23 protein-coding genes are annotated in these 22,745 nt (G+C 66.5%); 12 read left to right on the forward strand and 11 right to left on the reverse strand.

Annotated elements, in window-relative coordinates; translation table 11 throughout:
- The first annotated feature begins 31 nt into the window (after positions 1 to 31).
- Positions 32 to 190, forward strand: a complete 159-nt coding sequence (locus NJQ44_RS08575) for a hypothetical protein (RefSeq protein WP_254274271.1) — start codon at positions 32 to 34, stop codon at positions 188 to 190.
- Here NJQ44_RS08575 and NJQ44_RS08580 read toward each other — a convergent pair whose 3' ends face one another.
- Genes NJQ44_RS08580 through NJQ44_RS08605 form a run of 6 tightly spaced genes read right to left on the reverse strand, consistent with a single transcriptional unit; the run spans position 191 to position 8,839 of the window.
- On the reverse strand, positions 191 to 1,348 hold the full coding sequence (locus NJQ44_RS08580; RefSeq protein WP_254274272.1) for a CobW family GTP-binding protein: 1,158 nt from the start codon (positions 1,346 to 1,348) through the stop codon (positions 191 to 193).
- Between the two features lie 53 nt (positions 1,349 to 1,401).
- Positions 1,402 to 3,360 (reverse strand): molybdopterin oxidoreductase family protein, encoded by a 1,959-nt coding sequence (locus NJQ44_RS08585; RefSeq protein WP_254274273.1) that lies wholly within the window; start codon positions 3,358 to 3,360, stop codon positions 1,402 to 1,404.
- Positions 3,361 to 3,366: 6 nt separating this feature from the next.
- A complete protein-coding gene (locus NJQ44_RS08590; protein WP_254274274.1) occupies positions 3,367 to 4,104 on the reverse strand; it encodes a helical membrane plugin domain-containing protein in 738 nt (245 codons plus the stop codon).
- Between the two features lies 1 nt (position 4,105).
- Positions 4,106 to 6,349 (reverse strand): formate dehydrogenase subunit alpha, encoded by a 2,244-nt coding sequence (gene fdhF, locus NJQ44_RS08595; protein ID WP_254274327.1) that lies wholly within the window; start codon positions 6,347 to 6,349, stop codon positions 4,106 to 4,108.
- Positions 6,350 to 6,390: 41 nt separating this feature from the next.
- Positions 6,391 to 7,347: a 2Fe-2S iron-sulfur cluster-binding protein gene (locus NJQ44_RS08600; RefSeq protein WP_254274275.1), complete on the reverse strand. Its 957-nt coding sequence runs from the start codon at positions 7,345 to 7,347 to the stop codon at positions 6,391 to 6,393.
- Position 7,348: 1 nt separating this feature from the next.
- Positions 7,349 to 8,839 carry an NADH-ubiquinone oxidoreductase-F iron-sulfur binding region domain-containing protein gene (locus tag NJQ44_RS08605; protein WP_254274276.1) on the reverse strand — a complete coding sequence of 497 codons (1,491 nt, stop codon included), beginning with the start codon at positions 8,837 to 8,839 and terminating at the stop codon, positions 7,349 to 7,351.
- Positions 8,840 to 8,992: 153 nt separating this feature from the next.
- Here NJQ44_RS08605 and aglJ point away from each other — a divergent pair, with 153 nt between their 5' ends.
- Positions 8,993 to 10,024: an S-layer glycoprotein N-glycosyltransferase AglJ gene (gene aglJ / locus NJQ44_RS08610; protein ID WP_254274277.1), complete on the forward strand. Its 1,032-nt coding sequence runs from the start codon at positions 8,993 to 8,995 to the stop codon at positions 10,022 to 10,024.
- On the opposite strand, the gene NJQ44_RS08615 is transcribed toward aglJ, so the two are convergent.
- Together NJQ44_RS08615 and NJQ44_RS08620 are read right to left on the reverse strand one after the other, a co-directional pair.
- Entirely contained in the window at positions 10,021 to 10,347 is a 327-nt protein-coding gene (locus NJQ44_RS08615) for a hypothetical protein (RefSeq protein WP_254274278.1), read from the reverse strand. The two genes, aglJ and NJQ44_RS08615, sit on opposite strands and share 4 nt — an antisense overlap.
- Positions 10,348 to 10,396: 49 nt before the next feature.
- The gene (locus NJQ44_RS08620; RefSeq protein WP_254274279.1) at positions 10,397 to 10,747 is read right to left on the reverse strand and encodes a winged helix-turn-helix transcriptional regulator; all 351 of its coding nucleotides are present in this window, start codon (positions 10,745 to 10,747) and stop codon (positions 10,397 to 10,399) included.
- Between the two features lie 142 nt (positions 10,748 to 10,889).
- Here NJQ44_RS08620 and NJQ44_RS08625 point away from each other — a divergent pair, with 142 nt between their 5' ends.
- Together NJQ44_RS08625 and NJQ44_RS08630 are read left to right on the forward strand one after the other, a co-directional pair.
- The gene (locus NJQ44_RS08625; RefSeq protein WP_254274280.1) at positions 10,890 to 11,309 is read left to right on the forward strand and encodes a DoxX family protein; all 420 of its coding nucleotides are present in this window, start codon (positions 10,890 to 10,892) and stop codon (positions 11,307 to 11,309) included.
- A gap of 91 nt (positions 11,310 to 11,400) precedes the next feature.
- The gene (locus tag NJQ44_RS08630; RefSeq protein ID WP_254274281.1) at positions 11,401 to 13,053 is read left to right on the forward strand and encodes a rhomboid family intramembrane serine protease; all 1,653 of its coding nucleotides are present in this window, start codon (positions 11,401 to 11,403) and stop codon (positions 13,051 to 13,053) included.
- Here the strand turns inward: NJQ44_RS08630 and NJQ44_RS08635 are convergent.
- Positions 13,050 to 13,673 carry an METTL5 family protein gene (locus NJQ44_RS08635; RefSeq protein ID WP_254274282.1) on the reverse strand — a complete coding sequence of 208 codons (624 nt, stop codon included), beginning with the start codon at positions 13,671 to 13,673 and terminating at the stop codon, positions 13,050 to 13,052. The genes NJQ44_RS08630 and NJQ44_RS08635 overlap by 4 nt on opposite strands.
- Before the next feature lie 201 nt (positions 13,674 to 13,874).
- Complete coding sequence (gene dph2, locus NJQ44_RS08640; protein WP_254274283.1) at positions 13,875 to 14,921, reverse strand: diphthamide biosynthesis enzyme Dph2; 1,047 nt, start codon at positions 14,919 to 14,921, stop codon at positions 13,875 to 13,877.
- 175 nt (positions 14,922 to 15,096) lie between these two features.
- Between dph2 and NJQ44_RS08645 the strand changes: the two genes are divergently transcribed.
- The 5 genes from NJQ44_RS08645 (at position 15,097) to NJQ44_RS08665 (ending at position 19,981) form a co-directional block, all read left to right on the forward strand.
- Positions 15,097 to 15,495, forward strand: coding sequence for a YlbF/YmcA family competence regulator (locus NJQ44_RS08645; RefSeq protein ID WP_254274284.1), 399 nt, complete (start codon positions 15,097 to 15,099; stop codon positions 15,493 to 15,495).
- 99 nt (positions 15,496 to 15,594) lie between these two features.
- Positions 15,595 to 16,947, forward strand: coding sequence for an MFS transporter (locus NJQ44_RS08650; protein ID WP_254274285.1), 1,353 nt, complete (start codon positions 15,595 to 15,597; stop codon positions 16,945 to 16,947).
- 32 nt (positions 16,948 to 16,979) lie between these two features.
- Entirely contained in the window at positions 16,980 to 17,810 is an 831-nt protein-coding gene (locus NJQ44_RS08655; RefSeq protein ID WP_254274286.1) for an MBL fold metallo-hydrolase, read from the forward strand.
- A gap of 68 nt (positions 17,811 to 17,878) precedes the next feature.
- Positions 17,879 to 19,045: a hypothetical protein gene (locus NJQ44_RS08660; protein WP_254274287.1), complete on the forward strand. Its 1,167-nt coding sequence runs from the start codon at positions 17,879 to 17,881 to the stop codon at positions 19,043 to 19,045.
- Positions 19,046 to 19,084: 39 nt separating this feature from the next.
- Positions 19,085 to 19,981, forward strand: a complete 897-nt coding sequence (locus NJQ44_RS08665) for a phosphoribosyltransferase HisG-related protein (RefSeq protein ID WP_254274288.1) — start codon at positions 19,085 to 19,087, stop codon at positions 19,979 to 19,981.
- Here the strand turns inward: NJQ44_RS08665 and NJQ44_RS08670 are convergent.
- On the reverse strand, positions 19,978 to 20,553 hold the full coding sequence (locus NJQ44_RS08670) for a DUF7344 domain-containing protein (protein ID WP_254274289.1): 576 nt from the start codon (positions 20,551 to 20,553) through the stop codon (positions 19,978 to 19,980). The genes NJQ44_RS08665 and NJQ44_RS08670 overlap by 4 nt on opposite strands.
- Positions 20,554 to 20,844: 291 nt before the next feature.
- On the opposite strand from NJQ44_RS08670, the gene NJQ44_RS08675 reads away from it, so the two are divergent.
- The 3 genes from NJQ44_RS08675 to NJQ44_RS08685 all read left to right on the forward strand — a co-directional run bounded on the left by NJQ44_RS08675 (position 20,845) and on the right by NJQ44_RS08685 (position 22,712).
- Entirely contained in the window at positions 20,845 to 21,369 is a 525-nt protein-coding gene (locus NJQ44_RS08675; protein WP_254274290.1) for a DUF7344 domain-containing protein, read from the forward strand.
- A 322-nt stretch (positions 21,370 to 21,691) separates the two neighbouring features.
- Positions 21,692 to 22,270 carry a metal-dependent hydrolase gene (locus NJQ44_RS08680; protein WP_254274291.1) on the forward strand — a complete coding sequence of 193 codons (579 nt, stop codon included), beginning with the start codon at positions 21,692 to 21,694 and terminating at the stop codon, positions 22,268 to 22,270.
- Between the two features lie 100 nt (positions 22,271 to 22,370).
- Positions 22,371 to 22,712 carry a HalOD1 output domain-containing protein gene (locus NJQ44_RS08685; RefSeq protein ID WP_254274292.1) on the forward strand — a complete coding sequence of 114 codons (342 nt, stop codon included), beginning with the start codon at positions 22,371 to 22,373 and terminating at the stop codon, positions 22,710 to 22,712.
- Positions 22,713 to 22,745: the final 33 nt, after the last annotated feature.

A 22,745-nucleotide genomic window follows, 5' to 3' on the forward strand; every position in this document is an offset into this window, starting at 1 on the left:
GCTATGCCGGAGCAGTCGCTACGTTGACACGATGTGCCAGTACTGTAGCTACCGATTTCAGGAGGGGTGGTCGCGCCTGCTGGAGTACGACGAGGTCTATCAGACCGCCGTGTCCGGCGAGTCAGACTCGACCTACGGCTTTCACGAATCCTGGGACGACCTGAAAGAGGACGTGGGCTACGGCGCGTAGTCAGGACTCTCGCGGGAACGGGTCCGATTCGTAGGCCGCGTTCCGTTCCTCGTCGGCGGCGAGACAATCGTCCAGCCTCGCAGTCAGCGCCGCTTCGTCCATCCCCTGCCCGATGAAGACGAGTCGCGTCGCCGGGTCGTCGTCGCCCCACTCGCCGATAGGCCCCGCCTGTACCGCCGGTCCCGCTTGACTCACGCCGAGGACCGTCTCTGGCCGACTGGCGACCCACGCAAAGCCCTTCGCACGGACGACGCGCCCGTCCCAGTCGTCCAGAAACGCGTCGAACCGCTCGGGGTGGAACGGTCGTTCGCGGCGATAGACGAACGATTCGACGCCGTGGGCCTCGGCGGCGGACTGCCCGCCGTGGTCGTGGTCGTGGCCGTGGGTGTCCCCGGCCTCGTGTCCGGCGTCGCCCTCGCTATCGCCGCTCCCTTGCGCCCCCGCGAGCGCCCGTTTCCACCCCTGTTGCCGACGCGTCTCCTCGAAGTCGAACGCGCCGGTGCCGAGCACCGCGTCCGGGTCGACCTCGCTGTACGTCGTCCGATAGATGGTCGCTCGCGGTTGGAGTTCCCGAATCGAGGCTTCGATGTCGTCGAGGGCGTCGTCGGGGACCATGTCGCACTTGTTCAGCAACAGCACGTCGCAGAACTCTATCTGGTCGACCAGCACCTCTGTCAGCGGGCGTTCGGGGTCGGGCGCGGCGTCCGGCAGGGATTCCTCGGGGTCGAAGGCCTTCCAGAAGCCGTAGGCGTCGACGACCGAGACGGTCGTATCGAGTCGGAACTGCTCGGGAAGCGCCCCTTCCTCCGTCCCCATCGTGAGCGTGCGAGCGATTGGTTGCGGTTCGCTGATGCCCGACGCCTCGACGACGAGGTAGTCGAACGACCGCTCCTCGGCCAACCGCGTCACCGAGGTCACGAGGTCGTCCTGTAAGCGACAGCAGATACACCCGTTCGAGAGGTCGACGATGCCGTCCTCTGTGTCGCCCTCCAGCAGTTCGGCGTCGACGTTCACCTCGCCCATGTCGTTGACGACGACGGCGATGCGGCGGTCACCGGAATCGCTCAGTAGTCGGTTGACGAGCGTCGTCTTCCCGGCCCCGAGCGGTCCGCTGACGACGGTAATCGGAATCGTGTCACTGGACGTGGCAGAACTCATAGTCAGATGACACGTCCCGCGGCGTAATCAATCCACGGTCGGGGGGTGGGCGCTCACTCCTGCGTGGCAGGCGCCGACCGAAGGGGCCGAACGGCGACGTTCGGGTCCCCCCGACGTTCCAGCGGGTCAGCGATGGCGGCGTGCATCACCGCGGTCCCGCGCCGAACGTCGTCGGTCGTCTCGGCGACGGCTTCGACCACCGTCTCGCCGTCGGTGACGGCGACTGTTTCGCCGGTCGCTACGTCGCGCGCCGCGGCGTCGTCGGGGTGTATCCGCACGCGGTCCCGTTCGCCGCGCGTCGCCGCGTCGTCGTTCGCTCGCCCGACCGAGACGAGACGCAGGCCGTCGTCGTCACCGGCGTCGACGGGCGGTTGGACGCCGACGAAGCGTGCGCGGCCGTCCGCCGTCTCGAAACCGTCCTCGTACAGGGTCGACCCGGCGTCCCCGGGCCACTGTCGGCTGGATTTCGTCTCGCCCACCGACAGTCCCGCGTAGGCCGGACTCACGTCCGCCAGTTCGTCGAACGCCTCGTCAGGCCCGTCGAAGTCGAACTGCGCCGGGGCCGTCAGCCGCGACCCCAGTTCCCGCAGTACCTCGAAGTCCGGTCGCGCGTCGCCCGGCGGGTCGCGGACGGGCCGGACCCGCTGGACCGTCCGGTCGAGGTTGGTGACGGTCCCGCGCTTCTCGACGCCAGTCGCGGCGGGCAACACCACGTCTGCGTACGGCGTCGTGGCCGTCTCGGCCGCGTCGACGAGGACGAGCGTATCCAGTCCACCGAGGCGTCGGTCCAGCCACTCGTCCGGCCGCTTCGAGACGGCCGGGTTCTCGCCGACGACCAGCGCGGCCCGGACCGCGTCGCCGAACGCACCGACGAGGGCTTTCGCGTCGAGTCCCGGTCGCTTTGGCGGGTCGACGCCCCAAACCGACCCGACTCGCTCGCGGGCGTCGGCATCGGTGACGGAGACGTGGCCCGGTAGTTTGTCCGGCACGCACCCCGCGTCCGTCGCGCCCTGTTCGTTGACCAGGCCGCGGAAGACGTACAGGCCCGTCCCGGGCCGCCCGACGTTGCCGGTCAGCAACAGCAGGTTCAGAAGCGCGTCGGGGGCAGACACCGGTGGCTGGCCGTCGATGCCGGTCCCGACGACGGCAGCGGTCCGGTCCCGCTCGCAGAGGAGTTCCGCGACCCGGTCGACGGCGGCGTCGTCGACCCCCGCGACGGCCGCCGCGTCCCCCCGTTCGAGCGCGGTCAGTTCCTCGCGGTACCGGTCGGCGTCGCGGGTTCGGTCCGCAACGAACGACTCGGCGACGCCGCCGCGCGCGTCGACTCGCGCGCTCAGGTGGTCCAGTAACAGCGCGTCCGTCCCGGGCCGAGGCGCGAGGTGGACGTCCGCGAGTCGCGTCGTCTCGTTGCCGACCGGGTCGAGGTGGACGAGCGTCGCGCCGTCTCGGACCGCGGGCCGGACGAACGAGTCGAACGCCATCGGTTGACGCGCCGCCGGATTCGCGCCGACGACGAGAATCACGTCGGCCGAGCGCAGGCCGTCGAGGCCGTTCGTCGAAGCGGGCCACCCGAGACGGTCGGCCAATGCCCGCGCCGTCTGGTCGTGACACAGGCGGGCGCGGTTGTCGACGTTGTTGGTCCCGCAGAGTCGCGCGAGTTTCTGGAGGAGGTAGTTCTCCTCGTTCGTACAGCGGGGCGCGCCGAGGAAGGCCAGCGAGTCCGGACCCGTAGCGTCACGGGCGTCGGCGAGGCCCTCGGCGGCGGCGGCCATCGCCGTCTCCCACGAGACGGGCGTCAGTTCCCCGTCTCGACGAACGCGGGGGCGGCGCAGTCGCTCGGCCTCGGGCGGCCGCCCGAACGTCGTTGCACCTCGCCGACAGAGGCGGCCGTCCGGGTTCGCGGGCCCCTTCCGGCCACGCGCCCGGTCCGGGTCGGGTCCGCGAGTTAGCTGACAGCCGACGCCGCACTCGGGGCAGGTGGTCGGCGGCGGGTCCGACTCGTCTCCGACCATCGCGGCTTACCGCTCCCGTACCCTGCGGCCCTGTGCTTTCAGGAGCGTCACGAGGTACCCGAGTCCGGCCCGGGCGTCGCGACTCCGGAGCGCGGAGACGGCACCGAGGAGTCCCATCGGCTCCGATTCGTGCTGTGCCTCGCCGAGCGCACCGAGTACCGTGTCGACGCCCGCCACCGTCTCCGCGTCGAGACGAAGCGCCGACAGCGCCCGGGCGTTGTCGATGAGCGGTTCGAGGTTCCCCTCGCGCTGGAGCGACAGGACCACGTCCAGCGCTTCGAACAGGTCAGTCCCGTCTTCCTCCAACAGCGTTCCGAGTTGGGCCAGTTGCTCGTCGGAGAGCGATTCGGAGAGGGTTGTCCCGATGTCGACCACGCGGTCGAGGTGCCCCTCCCGTTCCAGTTCCACGACGGCGTCGACCGCCGCGGAGAGTTCGTCGGCGTCGTCGCCGACCTGTGTCGCCAGCGCCGCGGCTCCCTCCGTCGTTAAGCCATCCGCCGCCTCCACGAGGTGTGCCGCCGATTGGGTCAGATTGGCGATTTCCTCCTCGTCGGCGGTGGCGGCGACGAGAATCGCCGTCGTCAACGCGTCGTCCAGTTCGTCGCTGGCCTCGACGGCCGCCGCGAGTTCCTCGCCGTGGGCCGCCAACGCGTCTTCGAGCGCCGTCTCGCCGTTCGTCGACGGTCGCTCTTTCCGCGCGCGATTCGTCGCTTCCTCGGGAACCGTTCGCTGTGGGTCCGCCATCTCAGTCGTCCCCCGCGGCCCGCGGTTGCTCGCGTTCGTCTTCGTCGGCCGTCTCGTGGTGGCCGTCGACGCGTTCGATGCTGACCGCCGAGACTTTGTACTCCGGGGTCGCCGCCGCCGGGTCCAAGTGGTCCTCGTCGGTGAGTCGGTTCACCGCGCTCTCGGCGAAGTGGATGGGCGCGAAGACGGTATCCGGGCCGACCCGGTCGGTGACTTGGGCCGGAACGACGATTTCGCCGCGCCGCGACCGGATTCGGACCTCGTCGCCGCTCTCGATGCCGTACTCCGCCGCGGTGTCGGGGTGAATCTCCACGAAGTCGCTGGGGGTGTACTGCATGATTCCCTCCTCGCGGTGGGTCATCGTCCCCGTGTGGTACTGATAGAGGACCCGGCCTGTCGTCAGGGTGAACGGGTACTCGTCGTCGGGCGTCTCGGCGGGGGCGCTGAAGCCGATGCCCTGCAGGTGCGCGAGGCCGTCGTCGGTGTTGAACGCGTCCTCGTAGAGCCGTTTCGTTCCGGGGTGGTCCTCGTGGGGACACGGCCACTGGAGGCCACCCTCGCTGTCGACGCGTTCGTGGGTGACGCCCCCGTAGAGGGGCGTCAGCGCGTTCACCTCGTCCATTATCTCCGCGCTGGACGCGTAGTTCCAGTCACGCCCCATCCGGTTGGCGAGGTCCTGGAGAATCTCCCAGTCCGAGCGCGAGTCGCCCTTCGGCGGCATCACCTGCTTGACCATCTGGACGGTCCGGTCGGTGTTGGTGAACGTGCCCGTCTTCTCCACGAACGAACACGCGGGGAGGACCACGTCGGCGTACTCGGCCGTCTCGTTGTGGAACAGGTCCTGTACCACGAGGAAGTCGAGGTCGCGCAGAATCTCCTCGGCGTGGTTGACGCCGGGTTCGGAGAGCGCGGCGTTCTCGCCGATGATGTACATCCCGCGAACGTCGCCGCGGTGGGCGGCGAGGAACATCTGGGTGGTGTAGTGGCCGTACTCCGGCGAGATGTCGCAGTCCCACGCCTCCTCGAACTTCGCGCGAATCTCGTCGTCAGCGATGTCCTGATACCCCGGGAAATTGTCCGGAAGCGGCCCCATGTCGCCGCCCCCGCCCTGGACGTTGTTCTGACCGCGGAACGGCGAGACGCCGGTCCCCGGTTTCCCGAGGTTGCCGGTTATCGCCGCGAGGTTCGCCATCGCGATGACGTTCTCCGTGCCGTGGGAGTGTTCGGTCAGGCCGAGCGTCCATCCGAAGACGCAGGTGTCGGCGGCCCCGAGTGTCTCGGCGGCCGACGCGATCTCCTCGGGCGGGACGCCGGTGACCTCCTCGACGCGTTCGGGCGTGAACTCCTGCACGGACGCTTTCACGTCCTCGAACCCGCTCGTCCGTTCCGCGACGAACGCCTCGTCGTAGAGGTCGTTCTCGATGATGTACCGGGTGATGCCGTTAATCCAGACGGCGTCGTAGCCCGGTTGGACGCGGCTGTACTGGGTCGCGTACTCGGCGATTTGGACCTCGCGCGGGTCGAAGACCAGCAGGTCCGCGCCGTCCCTGACGTTCTGCTTGATGCGGGTCGCCAGTACGGGATGGGCCTCCGTCGTGTTGGACCCGGTCAAGAGGTAGCAGTCGGTCTGTTCGATGTCCTCGGTGCTGACCGAGGCCGCCCCGTAGCCGTACGTCTGGGCGAGGCCAGCGACGGTAGAGGAGTGACAGAGACGGTTGCAGTTGTCGACGCTGTTCGTGCCGAGCACCTGTCGGGCGAACTTGCCCATCAGGTAGTTCTCTTCGTTGGTCGCCTTCGAGGAGGCGATGAGTGACAGGGCTTCCCCACCGTGTTCCTCCTTGATTGCGCCGAGTCCTTCGGCGACGCGGTTCAGCGCTTCGTCCCACGACGCGGTGCGGAAGGACCCGTCCTCGGCCCTGACGAGCGGTTTGGTCAGGCGGTCGTCGGAGTTGACGAACCCGTAGCTGAACTTCCCCTTCACGCAGGTGGAGATGCCGTTGACCGGGGCGTTCTCGTCGTCGGTGGGTCTGGCGGCGAGAATCTCCTCGCCATCCGAGTAGAGGTCGAATCGGCACCCGACGGCGCAGTACCCGCAGGTCGTGTCCGCGACGGTCAGTTCGCTGAGACGTTTGTCGCCCACGGCGCTGGCAACCTCGAACAATTTTCCTTCCGGGAGCGTCTCGGCGGCGACCCCCTCCGCGACGTGTTCGACATTCTGCAGTGCCTGTGCCCTCGCTCGCTCCATGAATCCGGCGACACCCGACTTCTCGCCCTCGCCGTCCGAACTCACGGCCACTCACCCCCGTCGGGGTCCTCGGGGACGCCGGGCGTCGCGTCGCCCCCGTCGCCCGTTTCGTTCTCGGTCGCCGCCTCCTCTTTCGCCCGTTGGGCGCGCTTCTTCGGCGTCATCGGCCCCTTCGAGCGACCGGTGTTCTCGTAGGCCTTCCCGATACTGTTCTTCTGGGTGAACCCCGGCAGGGGGATAGTCGTCGCGTCCTCGATGCCCTTCTCGACGAGCGACCCGGTCGGGCACACCGTCGCGCAGTGTCCGCAGGAGACACAGGTCGACGCCTCCATCGTCTCGGCGTCGCTCTGGAAGCCGATGCGAGTGTCCTGCCCGGACCCCTCCATCCGCAGGACGCCTTCCACCTGCACGTCGTTGCAGGCCTCGACACAGCGGTTGCAGAGGATGCATTTGTTGCGGTCTATCTGGATGAACGACGACGTGTCGTCCAGCGGTTCGTAGGCGTCCCGGTCGTCGAAGACGCCGTATCGCGGTTCCTCCACGTCCTCCTCGATGGCGGCGTCCTGCAGTTCACACCGGCCGTTCTTCCCGCAGGTCGTACAGCGGAGGTTGTGGTTCGACAGCACCAAATCGAGGTTCACGCTCCGAGCGGTGGCCGCGCCGTCCGCGTCGGTGCTGACCACGGCCCCGTCTTCGGCCGGGAAACTGCAGGCCGGGACGACGCCGTGGGCGTCCGTCTCGACCATGCAGGTCCGGCACTCGCTCCGCGGGCCGATGCCCTCGCGGCCGTAGTGGCAGAGGGCCGGAACAGAGTCGTCGGTGTCGACGGCCTCGACGGCGTCGATGAGCGTCGACCCCGCGGCGACGGTCACTTCCGTTCCGTCGACGGTCACCGTCGCCCGGTCCGCGCTTCCAAGGGGCGGGTCCGTCGCCGTCCCCGGCGCGATGTCTTCTGTCAGCGGCGGTGCGTCCGTCGTGTCGTGGGATTCGGAACTCATGTCAGTGGGAAACCTCCAGCATGTCGGGGCAACTCCCGGCCGGACAGCGGCCCTCGGCGTGGGCCGCGAGTTCGGCGCCGAACGATTCCATCGCCGTCCGCGCGGGGCGTCCGGCGTCGACGCCGAACGCGCAGATGCTCGTCTCGGCCATCACGTCGGTCAGTTCGTCGACGGCGTCGGGGTCGTACGCCCCGTCGTAGATGTCGCGGAGCAGTTCCGCGAGTTGGGTCGTCCCCTCGCGGCAGGGCACACAGCGCCCGCAGTTGGCGTCGGCGGCGAACTGCGCGCGCTTCCCGACGAACGAGAGGAGACAGCGGTCGTCGGTGAGCAGTTCGACGCGGCCATCGGTCCCGAGGCCCGCCGCCGTGAGGGCCTCGGGCGTCGGCCGCACGTCCAGCGAGTCGGTGAGGCCGCCGAAGCGGCCGCCGACGCAGGCCGCTTTGAACTCGCCCGTGAGCGACACCGCGTCCAGCGCCGTCGACAGCGGCGCGTCCGCGGAGAGTTCGACGGTCGCCGAGGTATCCACGTCCCCGTCGACGGTGACGACGCGGGTCTCGGGCGGTTCGTCGCGGCGGAGGGTCACGGAGAGGTGGGCGAGGGTCCGCGGCGTGTGGACCAGGGTCGGGTGGCCGTCGAGGCCGACCGAGTCCGGACCGGGCGGCCGGAGTCGCGCTTCGAGGCGGTGGTTCCCCTCGATGGCTTCGAGCGCCATCGTCGGTTCGGCGGCCCGGTAGACGGCGGGGCCGGTGTGGACTTCGACGGCGGCGGCCGGGTCCGGGTAGCCGTCGGCGGCCGCCCGGACTCGCTCGGCCGCTCGCTCGTCGGCCTCGGAGAGATAGACGACCAGTCGCTCCGCGTCAACCGCGTCCGTCAGGGCCATCGCGCCGTCGAGGACTTCCATCGGCGCGCTGGCGAGGAGGAGCGAGTCCGTCGTCGACCCGTGGCCGTTCACCACGACGGCGGGTGCCTCGTCGACTTCGGCGGCCGTCTCCCAGGCCTCGACCAGCGGGCGGTCCCGACACCAGTCGCCCCACCCGCGACCGAGGAGAGTCGCGCCCGCGTCGAACACCGCATCCGCCTCTGCGTCGGCGAACCCACCGGCGTCGGCGTGGTCGCCCGCGCTCTCAGGCCGTCGCCAGCCACAGCCACCGAGAACGGGCCGGTCCGTATCGAGGCCGGGGAGGTCGACGGGCGGGAGTGACGTGGCCGCAGGGTCGTGGTCCGCGACGGCGTCCGGGTCGGCCGCCGTCACGTCCGCGTCGGCGAGGCAGGCCGACGCGATGTCCGCGATGCGGTCGTCGGAACACCGGGCGTAGAAACCGCTCCGGCCGTCGCGCGTGACCACGACGAGTGGTTCGAGTGCCGGTACGCCAGTGGACCCGACGCGCGCGACGGTGCCGCCGACGCCCGCGTCGACCGTCACCGCCACGTCGTCGTGGTCCGACGCCGCGACCCGGACGACCGTGTCGCCCCGGTCTGTGAGAGATGTCATGAATTACCGTGCCAACTAGTGTCAGTATCGGTGAGTGTATAAATCTCCCGCACGGCGGGGGTAAATCGGCGTGCCGCCCCGCATGTTCCGGGCCGTGAAACGGTCGGCCACGGACCCGTATTTATTTGAGTGCGCGTGGCCGACGTTGTGCCAATGGCTGACCGCGACGACGTCTGCGTGCTGCTCCCGGCCTTCAACGAGGCCGAGACCATCGAATCAGTCGTCAGTGGGTTCCGCGAGGAGGGGTTCGAGAACGTCCTCGTCATCGACGGCGGGTCGACCGACGGAACACAGGACCTCGCGACCGCCGCTGGCGCTCGCGTCGTCGAGCAGTCGGGGAGCGGGAAAGGACAGGCGATACGGGAGGCCGTCGAGCGCCACGTCGACGCCGACTACGTGTTGATGGCCGACGCCGACGAGACGTACCGCCCCGACGAGGCCGACCGGATGCTCGAACCGCTGTTCGAAGGCCGGGCCGGGCACGTCATCGGTAACCGTTTCGCGAACATGCAACCCGGCGCGATGACCCGCCTCAACCAGACGGGCAACGCCGTCATCAACTGGGCCTTCTCCATCATCCACGGCCACGACCTCACCGACATCCTCTCCGGCTACCGAGCGTTCACCCGCGACTCGTTCCAGCGCCTCTCGCTGTCCTCCGAGGGGTTCGGCATCGAGACGGAGATGGCCGTCGAGTGCGTCAAACACGGCGTCCACACGGAAGTCGTCCCCATCACCTACGAGCCACGGCCCGACGAGTCCGAGACGAATCTCCGGCCGTTCCGCGACGGCGGGACCATCATCGTCACGCTCTACCGGATGGCGAAGACCAACAACCCGCTCTTTTACTTCGGGAGCGTCGGGTTCGGCTCTATCGGCGTCGGCCTCGCGCTGGGCGCGTACGTCGCCTACGACTGGGTGGTCAACAGCATCTCCCACGAGGTCATCGCGATGGTCGGCGGCGTCGCCATCCTGCTGGGCATCCAACTCCTGATGTTCGCCGTCCTCTCGGACATGATTGTGACGGTCAACCGCGAGCAGACCCGGCGGTTGGAGGACATCGCCAACCGCGTCGGGACGCGAACGGGCGCGCGAACCGTGCCACCGTCCGACCACGGCGCCGACGAGAGCGGCGAGGACTCGGACGCCGAACCGGCCGTCGCGACGGGCGACCAACAGCGCTAGAAGGGGACGAGCGAGCGGAGTTGCGAGAGGATGCTGTTGGCCGCGGCCTGTCGCTTGCGCTCGAAGACGGGATGGAGAGCGTTCAGTAGTTCCTGTTCGTCGTCGTAGCGCTTGACCGTGGCTTCGCCGAGCGCCTCGTCGAGTGTGACGGTGTGGCCCGTCGCGTCGTACGGAATTTCGACGTGTCCCAACCGCTCGCTGACCGCTTCGGCGTCGGTGGGGTACTCGACGTCCACGTCGGCGAGTCGGGCGTCCAGCGCCGCGATGCCGAACTCGATAACGTCCGGTTCGTCACTGTCGTTCGCTGGTGGCCGTACTCCCATTGCTCATCTATTCGTGGTAGTGGGTGGAAAAGCCTGTGTTCTCGTCGGGTCAGTTCTCACACGAGGCGAGCCACTCGTTGGCCCACCCCTCGATTTCGGTGAAGACGGGACACAGCGACTCGCCTTTCGGCGTGAGGCGGTAGTACGTCGCGACGGGCGCGTCCTCTTCGAGGCGGCGCTCGACGAAGTCCATCTCCTGTAAGTCGTCCAGCACGCGCGACAGCGTCCGGGAACTCGCGTCCGTCGCCCGCTTCAGTTCGTTGAATCGCCGCTCACCGGTTTGCAGTTCGTTGAGGACGATGAGCCGCCACTTCGAGCCGATTTGTTCGAGCGACTCGATGAGCGCGCACGGGCCGTTTTCCTCGGGTTCGGCCGAATCTGAGAAGACTTCTGATGACATGCGTGTTACCTGGTCACCTCTATGTCCGGGAAGCGATATATAGGTTCGCATCCGAACCAAGTAACGTAATGAAACCGCATTTCGATGTTCGGTTCGACTGCTCGCTCAGCACCGCGGCCGCCGTCACGGAGGTGTCAGCGTAATGGTGTTCGAAGCCGCTGGCGCGGCCGAACTGTTCCTCGTCGCGCGCCTGCTGTTCGGCGGCGTCCTCGCGTTCATGGGGCTGAATCACTTCATGAACGCCGAGTCGATGGCTCCCTACGCCGAGGCGAAGGGGCTCCCGCTCCCGAAAGCGTCTGTGTACGTAAGCGGTGGCCTGCTGGCCGTCAGCGGTGTGCTCGTCATCCTCGGCGCGTACGTCGTCGTCGCCGCGGGCGCGCTCGCAACCTTCCTGCTCGCCTCTGCGGTCACGATGCACGATTTCTGGGCGGTCCCCGAAGACCAACAGCAAAACGAGATGACGCAGTTCCTGAAGAACGTCGTGATGGCGGGCGGCGCGCTCGTCGTCCTGACGCTCGCTGGCACCGCGTGGCCGTACAGCGTCGGCCTCTCGCTGGTCTGAGCGACGACGGACGCCTGGCCGCGACGGTCACTTCCTTCGTGCGCTCCGAACGCCGTCAGCCATAAGCCGACACCCGCCCGAGTACCGCTACATGATGCAGGTGTGGGTGCCGGAGGCGTTGGCAGCGGCGCCGTTTCGACCGGCGGCAGTCGTCCTCGCCGTCGTCGTCGGGATGGTCGGCCTCCGCCGGCTCACCGGCGACCGATTGACCGCCCCGCTCCGCCGTCGACTGCTGTTCGGGGTGCCGTGGGGGACGCTACTCACGATGGCTGGCGTCCTCGCTATCTACCTGTTCGTCCAGGGGGCGTGGTGGTATCACCATCCGCTCGTGACGCCGTTCCGGACGTGGTCGTACTTCTACCCGCTCGGAATGTTGACCGGTCCGTTCACCCACAGCGGGCAGGCCCACATCACGGGAAACCTGCTGGGAACCCTGTTGTACGGGACCGTCGTCGAGTACGTCTGGGGCCACTACCCCGAGGAGCGCGGCGTCCAGACGTTCACCTCGCTGTCGACGAACCCGTTCGCACGCATCCTGGCCGTCCCGGCGGCGATGGCCGTCGTCGGCGTGTTCACCGGCCTGTTCGCCGTCGGCCCCGTCGTGGGCTTCTCGGGCGTGGTGTTCGCGCTGGCCGGGTTCGCCCTGGTGACGCGACCGTATCTCTTCCTGGGCGCGCTCTTGGGAAGCCGAATTGTGAACCAGATATACACGGCGCTGTTGTACCCCGAACCGACCGTCGGCGGGACCACCCGGTTCGTGACACCGTGGTGGGCTAACATCGCGATTCAGGGCCACGCCATCGGCTTGCTCGCGGGCATCGTCGTCGCGGGCGCGTACCTCTGGCACCGCCAGGAGCGACCCGCGACGACGCGGGTGTTCTTCGCGACGCTCGTTTACGCCGTCTCGAACGGCCTCTGGGCGGTCTACGTTCCGGTCGGGGGCGGCCGTTTCACGCTGTTCCGGTGGCTGGGGACGGCGCTGGTGTTCGTCCTCGCCCTCCTCGTCGCCGCCGCCACGGCCCAACTCCACCACCGACTCCCGCGGTTCGAACGGGATTGGCACTCGGTGGCCGGAGTGGTCCTCCTCGTCGCCTTCGGCGCGCTCTGTCTCGCGTCGGTGCCCGCCAACACGGTCGCCATCGGTCCCGACAACGTCCCCCAGGACGGCGTGACGGTGCGGGACTACGTCGTCACCTACGACGAGGACGTGCGCAACGAATACGTCGCCAGCATCTCCCTCCCGTTGGGACTCGGTGACGACCGGACGAACGTCTCCGAGAGCGGCGTCATCGTCGCGAGCGACCAGCGCGAGGTGTGGATAGCCGCGGTACCGAAGGGGCGGTTGGCGCTGGACCAGCGCGCAACCGTCGTCGTCGGCGGCGTCGGGTGGCGAGAGACCGTCGTCGCCTCTCGAACCGGGTGGCGCGTCCTCGGGAACGACACGGTGTATCGCGTCCAACTCCGCCGCGAGGGGGGCGACCCACAGACCGCGTTCACCTCTGCGCCGTCGACGGCCGACGCCCGACTCGACGGTCGAAACGTCACGCTCAGGCCCGGGAGCGGAGGGTTCGAACTGAAGGTCACTCGGAAGAACGGCACGTCCGTCGTCGGCCCCCTGCCCGCCAACATGACCACCGAAACGGTCGGCGGCCTCACGTTCCTGCGCAACCGAACGGACCTGTACGCCAGTGTGAACCAGACGCGGGTGAAAATCGCACAGAAGCAGACGCCGCCCGAGCGCTAGGCCCAGACGATTCGGTACACTTCGGCGGTGATGTGGCGTTTATCTGCCTCGTGGAAGTCGAACTGCCGCGGGAGTTCGAACTCCGTCTCGAAGGCGTGGGTCACGTCGCCGCCGTTGTCGCTGGCGAACGACTCCACGAACTCGCGACTTCCCTCGTTGTGGACGGAGTAGGAGACGGCGGCGATGTCGGCGGCAGTCGCCAAGAAACTGCGGTCGGCGTGTTCGTTCCCCGACTGCGCGCCGAACGGCGGGTTCATCACCACCGTCGTGTCGGACGGGGGGCAGAGCGGCGCTCGCGTCGCGTCCGCGCGCACCCACGAGACGGACGTCGTCGATCCGACCTTGCGCTCGTTCTGCCGGGCCGTCGCCAACGGCGCGGGGTCGATGTCCACACCGACGACGGCAGTCGGCGCTCTGAGCGCCGCCCCGAGCGCCAGCATCCCGGTCCCACACCCCAAGTCGACGACGGTGCGGTCTTGCACGTCGCCTTGCAGGTCAGCCGTGTGAATCAGGTGGGCCGCCAGTTCCGGCGGCGTCCGGTACTGTTCGAGGCTGGCCTGTGGGTTGTCGAACCCCGCGACGACACCGAGTTGCTGGGCGAGCGCACTCTTTGTCGGCATCACCTGCAATACGCCAAACTCATGTAAAAACTTTTGGTGATGCCTCGTAGTTATTCCGGACGCGCCAGTTCACGGTCGCGGTCCCTCGCTGCGGTCCACCCGGTAGGGACGACACTACGGGGGTTCGGGACAGCAGAGGACGAACGGAAAACCGCCCTGTTCAGTGGTCGAAAGCGGAGTCCGGCCCGGCGGTCGAAGGCCTTACCACGTGCCGTGGAACGTGTCGAACTCCAGCGACTCCAGCGGTTTCTCGCCGACGGCGATTTCGTACTCACCGGGGGTGAGCATCGGCCGCTTGAACTGCGGGCCGTCGTCGGTCGTGATTCTCGGACACCCGGTGTTGACGTAGGCGTCCATCCCGAAGTTGGTCAGGCGGTCCGGCGTGACTTCGTCCATCGTGATGAGGTAGGCGTCGTCGTTGTTCTCGACGATTTCTTGGGCTTTCTCCCATCGGCCCTGCCCGATTTTGGTGCAGAAGATGACGCCCCACGTCTCGGCGTCCATCGCCTTGTGGACCGAGGCGTAGCGCTGTTTCATGAACTTCTCCGTGTCGGCGATAGTGAGAGAGTTGTTCACCGGGTCGGCGATGACGACCTTCTTCTCGGGGTGTTCCATCGCCAGTCCGAGGGGATGGAACTTCCCGCCGCCGACGTAGAGAATCTGGTCGGCGTCCACGTCCGCAGAAGCGTAGTTACACCCGAGGACCTGCCCCTCGTGGGTCAGTCGGTCGTCGCCCTTGCGGGTGTGGACCTCGTAGCCGCGCTCTTCCAGCCACGAGCGCATCTCGTCGAACTTGTTCATGTGCTGGGCCGTCGTCACCAGTCCCACGTCGGGGTCCTCGTCGGGACTCGTCAGTTCCTCCTCGGCGGCCTGTTCCATCATCGGGAAGACGTCGACGTTCGAGAACAGCGGGACGTAGATAATCTTGTCCGACTCCTTCATCGGCGAGTGACCAAAGTGGACGAACACGTCGGTCCGGCGCATCAGATAGGTGTCGAGGTCGCAGGCTCCGTAACACGGCTGTCCGGACATCATCACGCTCACGTCGTCGGGGAGTTCCTCGCGCAGGTCGTCGGCGACGGCGGGACCGCGCCGCTTCAGGCCCTCGGGGAACTGGAGGCCGACCGTGGAGGCGTCGCGCTCTTCGACGGCGTCGACGATGCGGTCGACTTCGTAGTCCCACTCCCGGTCGTGCTTGAGCGAGAGGCCCGTGTTGCGGAGGTCACCCTCGGTACGCTCTTGACTCATTGGCACGACGTATCCGTTCGAGGTGTATAACCTCGGTGTTTCTTGCCGGGAGGCCCTGTGTAGCCGTCTCACCGTCGGCGTCGACTGCCCCGTTGCTCGCCACCGGACCGCGCACAGACGGCAGGTTTCGGCAGGTTTCGGCAGGCCTATACCGCGCCAGTTCCAACCCCGGAGCATGAGCATCGAGAGTGACACCGCCGCCGACCCCGTCGATTCGAGCGTCGACGAACTCGCCGCCGAGTTCGGGCAGGCCATCGCGGAACTGCCCGTCTATCAGCGCTACGCCGAGGCCAAGGAAGCGGTCGAGAACGACGAGGAAGCCCAGGAGGCGATTCAGGAGTTCGAGCAACTGCGCGAAGAGTTCCAGTTGGCCCGACAAACCGGCCGCGCCTCCCAAGAGGACCTCCGCAAACTGCAGGCCGCACAGGAGGACCTCCACGAGATTGAGGTGATGAGCGAGTATCTGCAGGTCCAGAACGACCTCGAACTCCGCCTGCAGGAACTGAACGAACTCGTCTCCGAGCAACTCGTCGTCGACTTCGGTGGGAAGGCCGGCGGTTGCTGCGAGGACTGAGGCTCGCCCGCTCGTCGCCGTCCTGGTGACGCACCGTCCCCACGGGATGTGTGACGAACATCCACAACGTATTTTTGCCCCACTGTTCGACGGTGCCCTGTGCGCGAACTGCTCCGTAACCGGACGTTTTGCCGCCTCCTCGCCGGTCGCCTCGTGACGAACGCGGGCGACAGTATCTACTACGTCGCGGCGCTGTGGTTGGTCCACGACCTGGCTCAGTCGACGCTCTATACGGGCATCGCGTCGTTTCTCGTGATGGCCCCCGGCATGTTGCAGTTCGCCGTCGGTCCCCTCGTCGACGACGTAGAGGTTCGGTGGGCGCTCGTCGTCACTCAGGCGATACAGGGGTTGCTCGTGCTGACGATTCCGGCCGCCGAATGGCTGGGCGTTCTGTCCGTCGAACTCGTCTTGGTGGTCATCCCGCTGGCGTCGCTCGTCAATCTGGTCACTTACCCCGCGCAGTCGTCGGCGCTCCCGCGCGCCGTCGACCGGGAGAACCTCCCGACGGCCAACGCGGTGTTCAACACGGCCCACGAGGGCGTCAACATGACGTTCAACGCCGTGGGCGGGATTCTGGTTGGGATGGCCGCCGTCGGTGCGGTGGGGGCGTTCCTCGTCGACGCGGCGACGTTCGGCGTCGCCATCCTCCTGTTCGTCGGCCTCACCCTTCCAGAGCGACGGTCGGGCACCGACGTCGATTCGGACGGGGCGGCGAGCGTCGAGACGGCGACGACTGACGGCGGAGCGGACCCGTCGGACGAGAACAGCGAGGGCGACGGTTCAGAATCCGTCGGCGAGCGAGTCCGACGGTACACCGGAGATTTTCGCGACGGCATCGCATACCTCCGTGGGACGGCGTTCGTCCCCGTGTTGCTCCCGCAGGTGTTCATCAGTTTCGCGACGGGGATGCTGCTGGCGATACTCCCGGCGTTCGCCGCGATGCGCGGCGGGTCGGGATTGTACGGCGTGCTGCTGTCGGCGCTCGCGGCGGGCGCGTTGGTCGGGTCCGTCCTCTCGGCGCGCCTGGACGGCGTGCCCTACGGCTACCTCATGCTCGGCGGGACTGCGCTCACCGGTCTCGCGTGGATAGGCGCGGCGCTGTCGACGTGGACGCCCGCCGTCGTCGCGTTCTTCGCGCTCGCTATCGTCTACTCCGGGGGTAACAGTGTCCTGTTCGATACGCTCGTCCAGACCGTCGTCCCGGAGGCCAAACTTGGCCGGGTTACGAGCGCGATGACGACCCTCCAGGGCACCGCGACGCCGTTCGGGTCGCTGGTCGGCGGCGCGGCGGCGGCCGTCGTCGGCCCCGTCCCGCTGGTGATAGCCGTCGGCGTCGCGAACCTGCTGGGCACGCTGTACTTCGCGCTGTCGGCCTCGCTGCGCACGCTCCCGGCCGTTAGAGACGTCGAGTACGGCGACGACCGAATCGAACAGTTCCGCAGTGGTCCGTAACGACTTAGCCATACCCGTTCGCACGACAGAACATGACAGTCGAATCTGACTGGGACGATTGGCTCCTGCGCGCCGTCGAAGACGCCGACCCCGACGGACTGGCGATTTGGTACCTCGGCTGTAACGGCTTCATCGTCAAGTCAAGCGGCGACACGACGGTGTTCATCGACCCCTATCTCGGCATCGGCGACCCGCCCCGGACCGTCCGAATGGTCCCCGTGCCGTTCGAACCGGGCGACGTGCAGGAGGCCGACGCCGTCCTCGGCACGCACGAACACACCGACCACGTTCACGGCTCCTCGCAGGCCCCCATCCTCGCCAGCACGGGCGCGGACTACTACACGACCGACAGCGGCCACGAGGTCATCCACGACGAGGCGTGGCTGGAGAACTGGTCGGTCACCGACGACCAACTCCACGAAATCGAGGAGGGCGACACGCTCGAAATCGGCGACATAACTATCCACGTCGAACCGGCCAACGACCCCGACGCCGACCATCCCGTTTCGTTCGTCTTCGAACACGAGGCCGGGACCTTCTTCCACGGCGGCGACGCTCGCCCGGGCGACTTCGAGACGGTCGGCGAACGATACGACATCGACCTCGGCGTCCTCGCGTTCGGTGCCGTCGGCATGATAGACGACCCGGACACCGGCGAACCACAGCGGACCCAGTGGTACAGCGACGAGAACATGATTATCCAGGCCGCCAACGAACTCCAGTTGGACACGCTCCTGCCGAGCCACTGGGACATGTGGAAAGGCATGACTACGGAACCGACGGTCCTGCACAACCACGCCAACAGCTTCGACCACCCGGAATCGCTCGAAATCGCCGAAATCGGCGACCGCGTGGACTTGTAGGGTTGGATTAATTTAACTTTTTGTAACAGTAAGCAGGTTTATTACTGCTTGGGTATGGACTACCATACATGAGTGACTCGCAAGTGTACGAGGAGGTTACCGTCGTCTCGGACGGCGTCACCGTCACCAAACGGTTCGAGGCCGACGAGTTTCCCGTCCCGGCCATCGCGTTCAACGTCGCGTCACAGCGCTCCGAACCCGTGACGCTCCGTCTCGTCGATACCGTTCCCGACGACGTCGCCGTCGAAGACCTCGGTTTTCACCCCGAGTACGGTTCGGAGTACTGGGACATCAACGACGACCAGATCGCCTTCGTGAAGGAGATAGAACCGGACGCGGACTACACCACGGTGTACGGCATCCGCGCGACGGGCACGGACGACGTGGAAAAGTTCCTCACCGAACCGGAGATAGAGAGCGTCGACCCGCCGCTCGACGAGGAGGACGCCGACCTCATCGGGAGCGGCGGCGACGCCGTCCGGGACGTCATCGCGGGCGACGCCAGTAGCGTCCCGGGCCTCGATGACGAAACCGAGGATGAGGACATCGAGACGCTCGAACTCAAGGACCCGAACAACCCCAGCGCGGGCGCGACGGCCAACGGGGACGGCGAGAGCGGCGGCGATTCGGAGGCGGCGGGTGACGCCGACGCCGATACCGAGGTGGAGACCGGGAACGTCGTGGCGGCGATGGCCGAGGAAATCCGCCAACAGAACGTCTCGGCAGACGACGTGAAGCTACTCAAGCGCGCATTGGACGCGGTATCCGACGACGATGAGACGAGCGGTGTCAACGACGCTCGAATACAGCGAATACAGGGCGATATCGCTGACCTTCGAGCATACACCGACGCGCTCGAAGAATTCCTCGAAGAAAACGGCACTGGTGACCAGGTAATCTCCGAATTCGGCGACCGACTCGACGAATTCGACCAGAAACTCGGTGAGTTCGAATCCGAACTCGGCAGAGCGCGGTCGACCGCAGAAAACGCGGCCGAGGACGTGGCCGAACTGGACGAGACCGTCGACGGCGTCACCGACGAGATGGCGTCGGTCTCCGAAGAAGTGGACGAGATGGATACCACCCTCGAAGAGATGGAGACGGAACTCGACGAGATGCGAGAGGAGATGGGCGATGGCGAACTCGACGACCGACTTTCGGACGTGGAATCGGAGATAGAAGCCCTCAACGAGTGGCGCGAACAGCTCTCCTCGGTCATCGGCGGCGGCAACTAATCGAACTGGTTTTATTCGTCCCGGCTGTGGGTAGGCGTAATGACGACGACCAGAGTGGCCGTCCCGCGCAAGGGACGACCCCTCGAGGCCGTACTGGAACGCCTTGCGAACCGAACCGGGACGACCGAGTTGGCTGACGACATCATTTCCACGCTCCGGTACGAGAAGGCCATCACCAAAGGCAACCAGACCGCCGAGGAGGACGTGTACCATCGCCTCGCCGACTATTCCTCGCTCGCGGACCCGTACGAACCCGAGTACACGCTGCTGCGCGACGACCGGGACGGGATGCCGCGCCGCGTCGTGTTCGACAGCGTCACCGTGCCGACCGACCACGGCGACGTGCAACTCATCGGCCGCGAGGAACCGTTCCGCGCGCTTCGGACCCACGAGTTCGCGCTGGGGTTCGACAGCGCCGACCTCGTCCTCGAAGAGGTGGTCCAACTGCGGGACGAAGCGCTCACCAGCATCGGCGAGATAAACGACCGCATCGACCCGCTGGATACCGACGTGCGCGTCGCCACCGGACTCGGGGACACGGTCTACCACACGCTCCTCGCGACCCCCGACGTGGTCGACTCGCAGGACCGCCCGCTCGATAGGGCGTTCGTCACGAACTACGCTGGTGATCTCTGCATCTCGCCACGCTACGAGCGGTTGGTCGAGGCGGTGCTCGGGACCGCCGCGCTCGACGACATCACGTTCACGTACCCGGACAACGGCAACGAGGAGGAGGCGGACATCGCGGCGACGGGCATCGGCGTCTACCTCACCGTCACCGGGTCGACGGCGCGGGACCACAACCTCGAACTCGGCGAGCGACTGTTTCCCAGCGAGACGGTCCTCCTGGAAAACGCGCGCGAACGGACCGAGACGACGGGACAGGTCGCCGACCTGTTTTCCGAACCCGAGGAGACGGCGCTCCGGTCGGTCTAGCGACGGCGCTCGGCCTTGTAATGTAGCCCCGCACAGACGCCGACGGCGAGCAGGAGGCCCGTACAGACCGCGGAGAGGGGGAGGAGCGGTGTCGCGGCCGTCGCCGCGAACAGGACCGCCCCGACGATGGTAATGCCGGCGTAATACCGGTACCACGGGGTCCGGTCGTCGAATTCGTGGTCGAGGTAGGGGGCGAGGTCCGCGGCGGCGGTCCCCGCTCGCACCGTCCCGCCGTCCCGGTCGAACTCGACTACCGCGAGTTTGTCCATCTTCGGGAGATGACACTGATGGAGGGAAACGTACACGCGCTTTCGCTGTTTTTGCGTCACTGCGTCGGCGGTCGTCCCCTGCTCTATCGCCGCGACGTGTTCTGACAGCGACCCGACCGAGGTTTCGTCGGCGGCGTCGAGGAGGAACCTGACCGCGTGCCGCCGCCGGTCGTTTTTCAACACGTCGAAGACGGTTCCGAGCGGGAGTGATTCCCGTCCCGACTGGTCGGGCCCGGACCTGTCAGGACTCGCCGCTGTCGAGACGGCGTTCGGACCGGCGGGGGGAGACTCCGTATCGCTCACGTGTATCTGGCCTCTGTGACTCGCTGTCGGGAATTCCGTGTGTAAAACCTGACATTCCAGGCATATAGTTCTTACATTTATATGACTGGTTTCGAACAGTCGAAACTACTGTTCTGGGTTTTGGGTCGGGGCTCCATCACGCCGATTTCGAAAGAAGACGAAGGAAGTAATCCCACCTATCCGTGCGGTAACGACGCTGTAACAAATGTGTATCCGGCAATCGGTACGTTCGTGTCGTCTCTGACGACAGCAGTATGAACAGCTCACACACCAACCGCAGGGACGGATGCGATGGAACAAAACAACACAGAACTCTCACGCGACCGCGTCTTCGACATACTCAGTAGTCCACGCCGTCGGTACGTCCTCTACTTCCTCAGGACCGAACCGAACCCGATTCAGTTGACCGACCTGGCCGAACACGTTGCGGCCTGGGAAAACGACACGACGGTTGAAGAACTCTCCACGCAACAACGAAAGCGCGTGTACGTCTCGCTGTACCAGACGCATCTCCCCAAACTGGCCGAGTCAGGACTGGTCGAGTACGATGAGGACTCCGGTGAAGTATCTATCGCCCAGAAGGCGTCGGAGATAGACCCCTACCTCGGCGACCAGGAGGACGAACCGCCGTGGTATCTGTTCTACCTCGGTCTCGCCGCGGTGAGTCTGGTACTCGTCGCGGCGTCGCTGGCGGGCTTGGGGATTGCGGAAGGAATAACCGCGGTGGTCGTGGTGGGGGCGTTCGTCGTTTTGACCGTCGTTCACACGGTATATAGACGGCGTCAGCGCCCGCCGCCGGCGGAGTTCAGCGAATGAATCAGGGCGGCCCGGGTCTCACTCCTCTCCTTCGGGAAGCAGTAATTCGGGCTTGCGAAGGTACGTCGGCGTCTCCGCGAACTCGGCCATCCGTTCGAGGTCTTGCTCCGTAAGATGTTTTGGCATCACCAGTCCGAAACCCCGGATAGGAGATAGTTATAAACTCTATAGGCTCGGAATGCGGTCTTTACTCGACCGCCTGAGTCTCGGTCCGAATCTACACCGTACTTCCTTCCACTGGAATGGCCGCCGATACGGCGACCATTACAATACGACCGTGGCCGTCAGCGGTGGGTGTGCAATCGCTTGTTCGGCGCGTCCGGTGGGGTCGGTAGTCGTGTGGCCGTGGGAACACCTCGCCGTCGGCTATCTTTGCTTCTCGCTGTTGCTCCGCGTTCGGGGCCGACGGCCGCGAACGATGGGCGTCGTCGCCGTCGCGGTCGGTTCGCAGTTTCCCGATTTAGTCGACAAGCCGCTGGGATGGGGGACGACCCTGCTCCCGTCGGGCACGTCGCTCGCGCACTCGCTCCTGTTCGCCGTTCCGGTATCGATACTCGTCGTCCTCGCGACGCGTGACCGATACCCTTCAGCGGGGACGGGATTCGCGCTCGCGTACCTCGCGCACCTCCCCTGTGACGCTCTCTACGGCCTCGCCTTCGGTCACCACCCACGGCTGGGATTCCTCCTGTGGCCGCTTGTCCCCATCGAACCGTCGCCGCCGACGAACGTCCTCGCGCGGGCCGCGGAACTGTTCACCGAGTTCGTCGCCGTCTTGGGGACGCCGCTGGGGCTTCGATTCCTCCTCCTCGAAGCGCTTCTGGTCGGCGGGACGGCCCTCCTCTGGTACGCCGACGGCCATCCGGGCCTCGAACTCGTTCCCGGCACCGCCGTCGGTGAGTGAACGCCGGCTACATTGTTCCGGCCGCGGGATATGTTATTAGAAAAAATACAATTGTCTGACGGAATCTTTATACCAATCGCTGTCAATTCAAAATCAACAAATGGCTGACAAGGACTCGGCAGCTATCAGTGAGGTCGATACCGGCGATATTGAACCGACGCCGCTCGACTCGGAACCGTCGTACGACCCGCGGACCGATACGTACACCACGGCGTTCGACGCCGACCGCACCGACGCGGGGTACGCGCTCGTCGAGGCGCTTGCGAAGGTCCGGTGCTGTGACGTGAAAGAGCTCCCGCCGCTGTCGGATTCGCTGGACCCGGATGCGCTGACGATGCTAATCGGTGAGGCCGATGCGCCAATCAGCGTTGACGTGATCATCGATGGGTTCCGCGCAACGATTCGAAGCGACGGGCGAATCGAAATCGAACCGCCGAACTGAGTTCGTTCGAGAAAGGGAGGGCCGAAACGACCG

The sequence above is a fragment of the Haloarcula marina genome, from assembly GCF_024218775.1.
Lineage (GTDB): Archaea > Halobacteriota > Halobacteria > Halobacteriales > Haloarculaceae > Haloarcula > Haloarcula marina.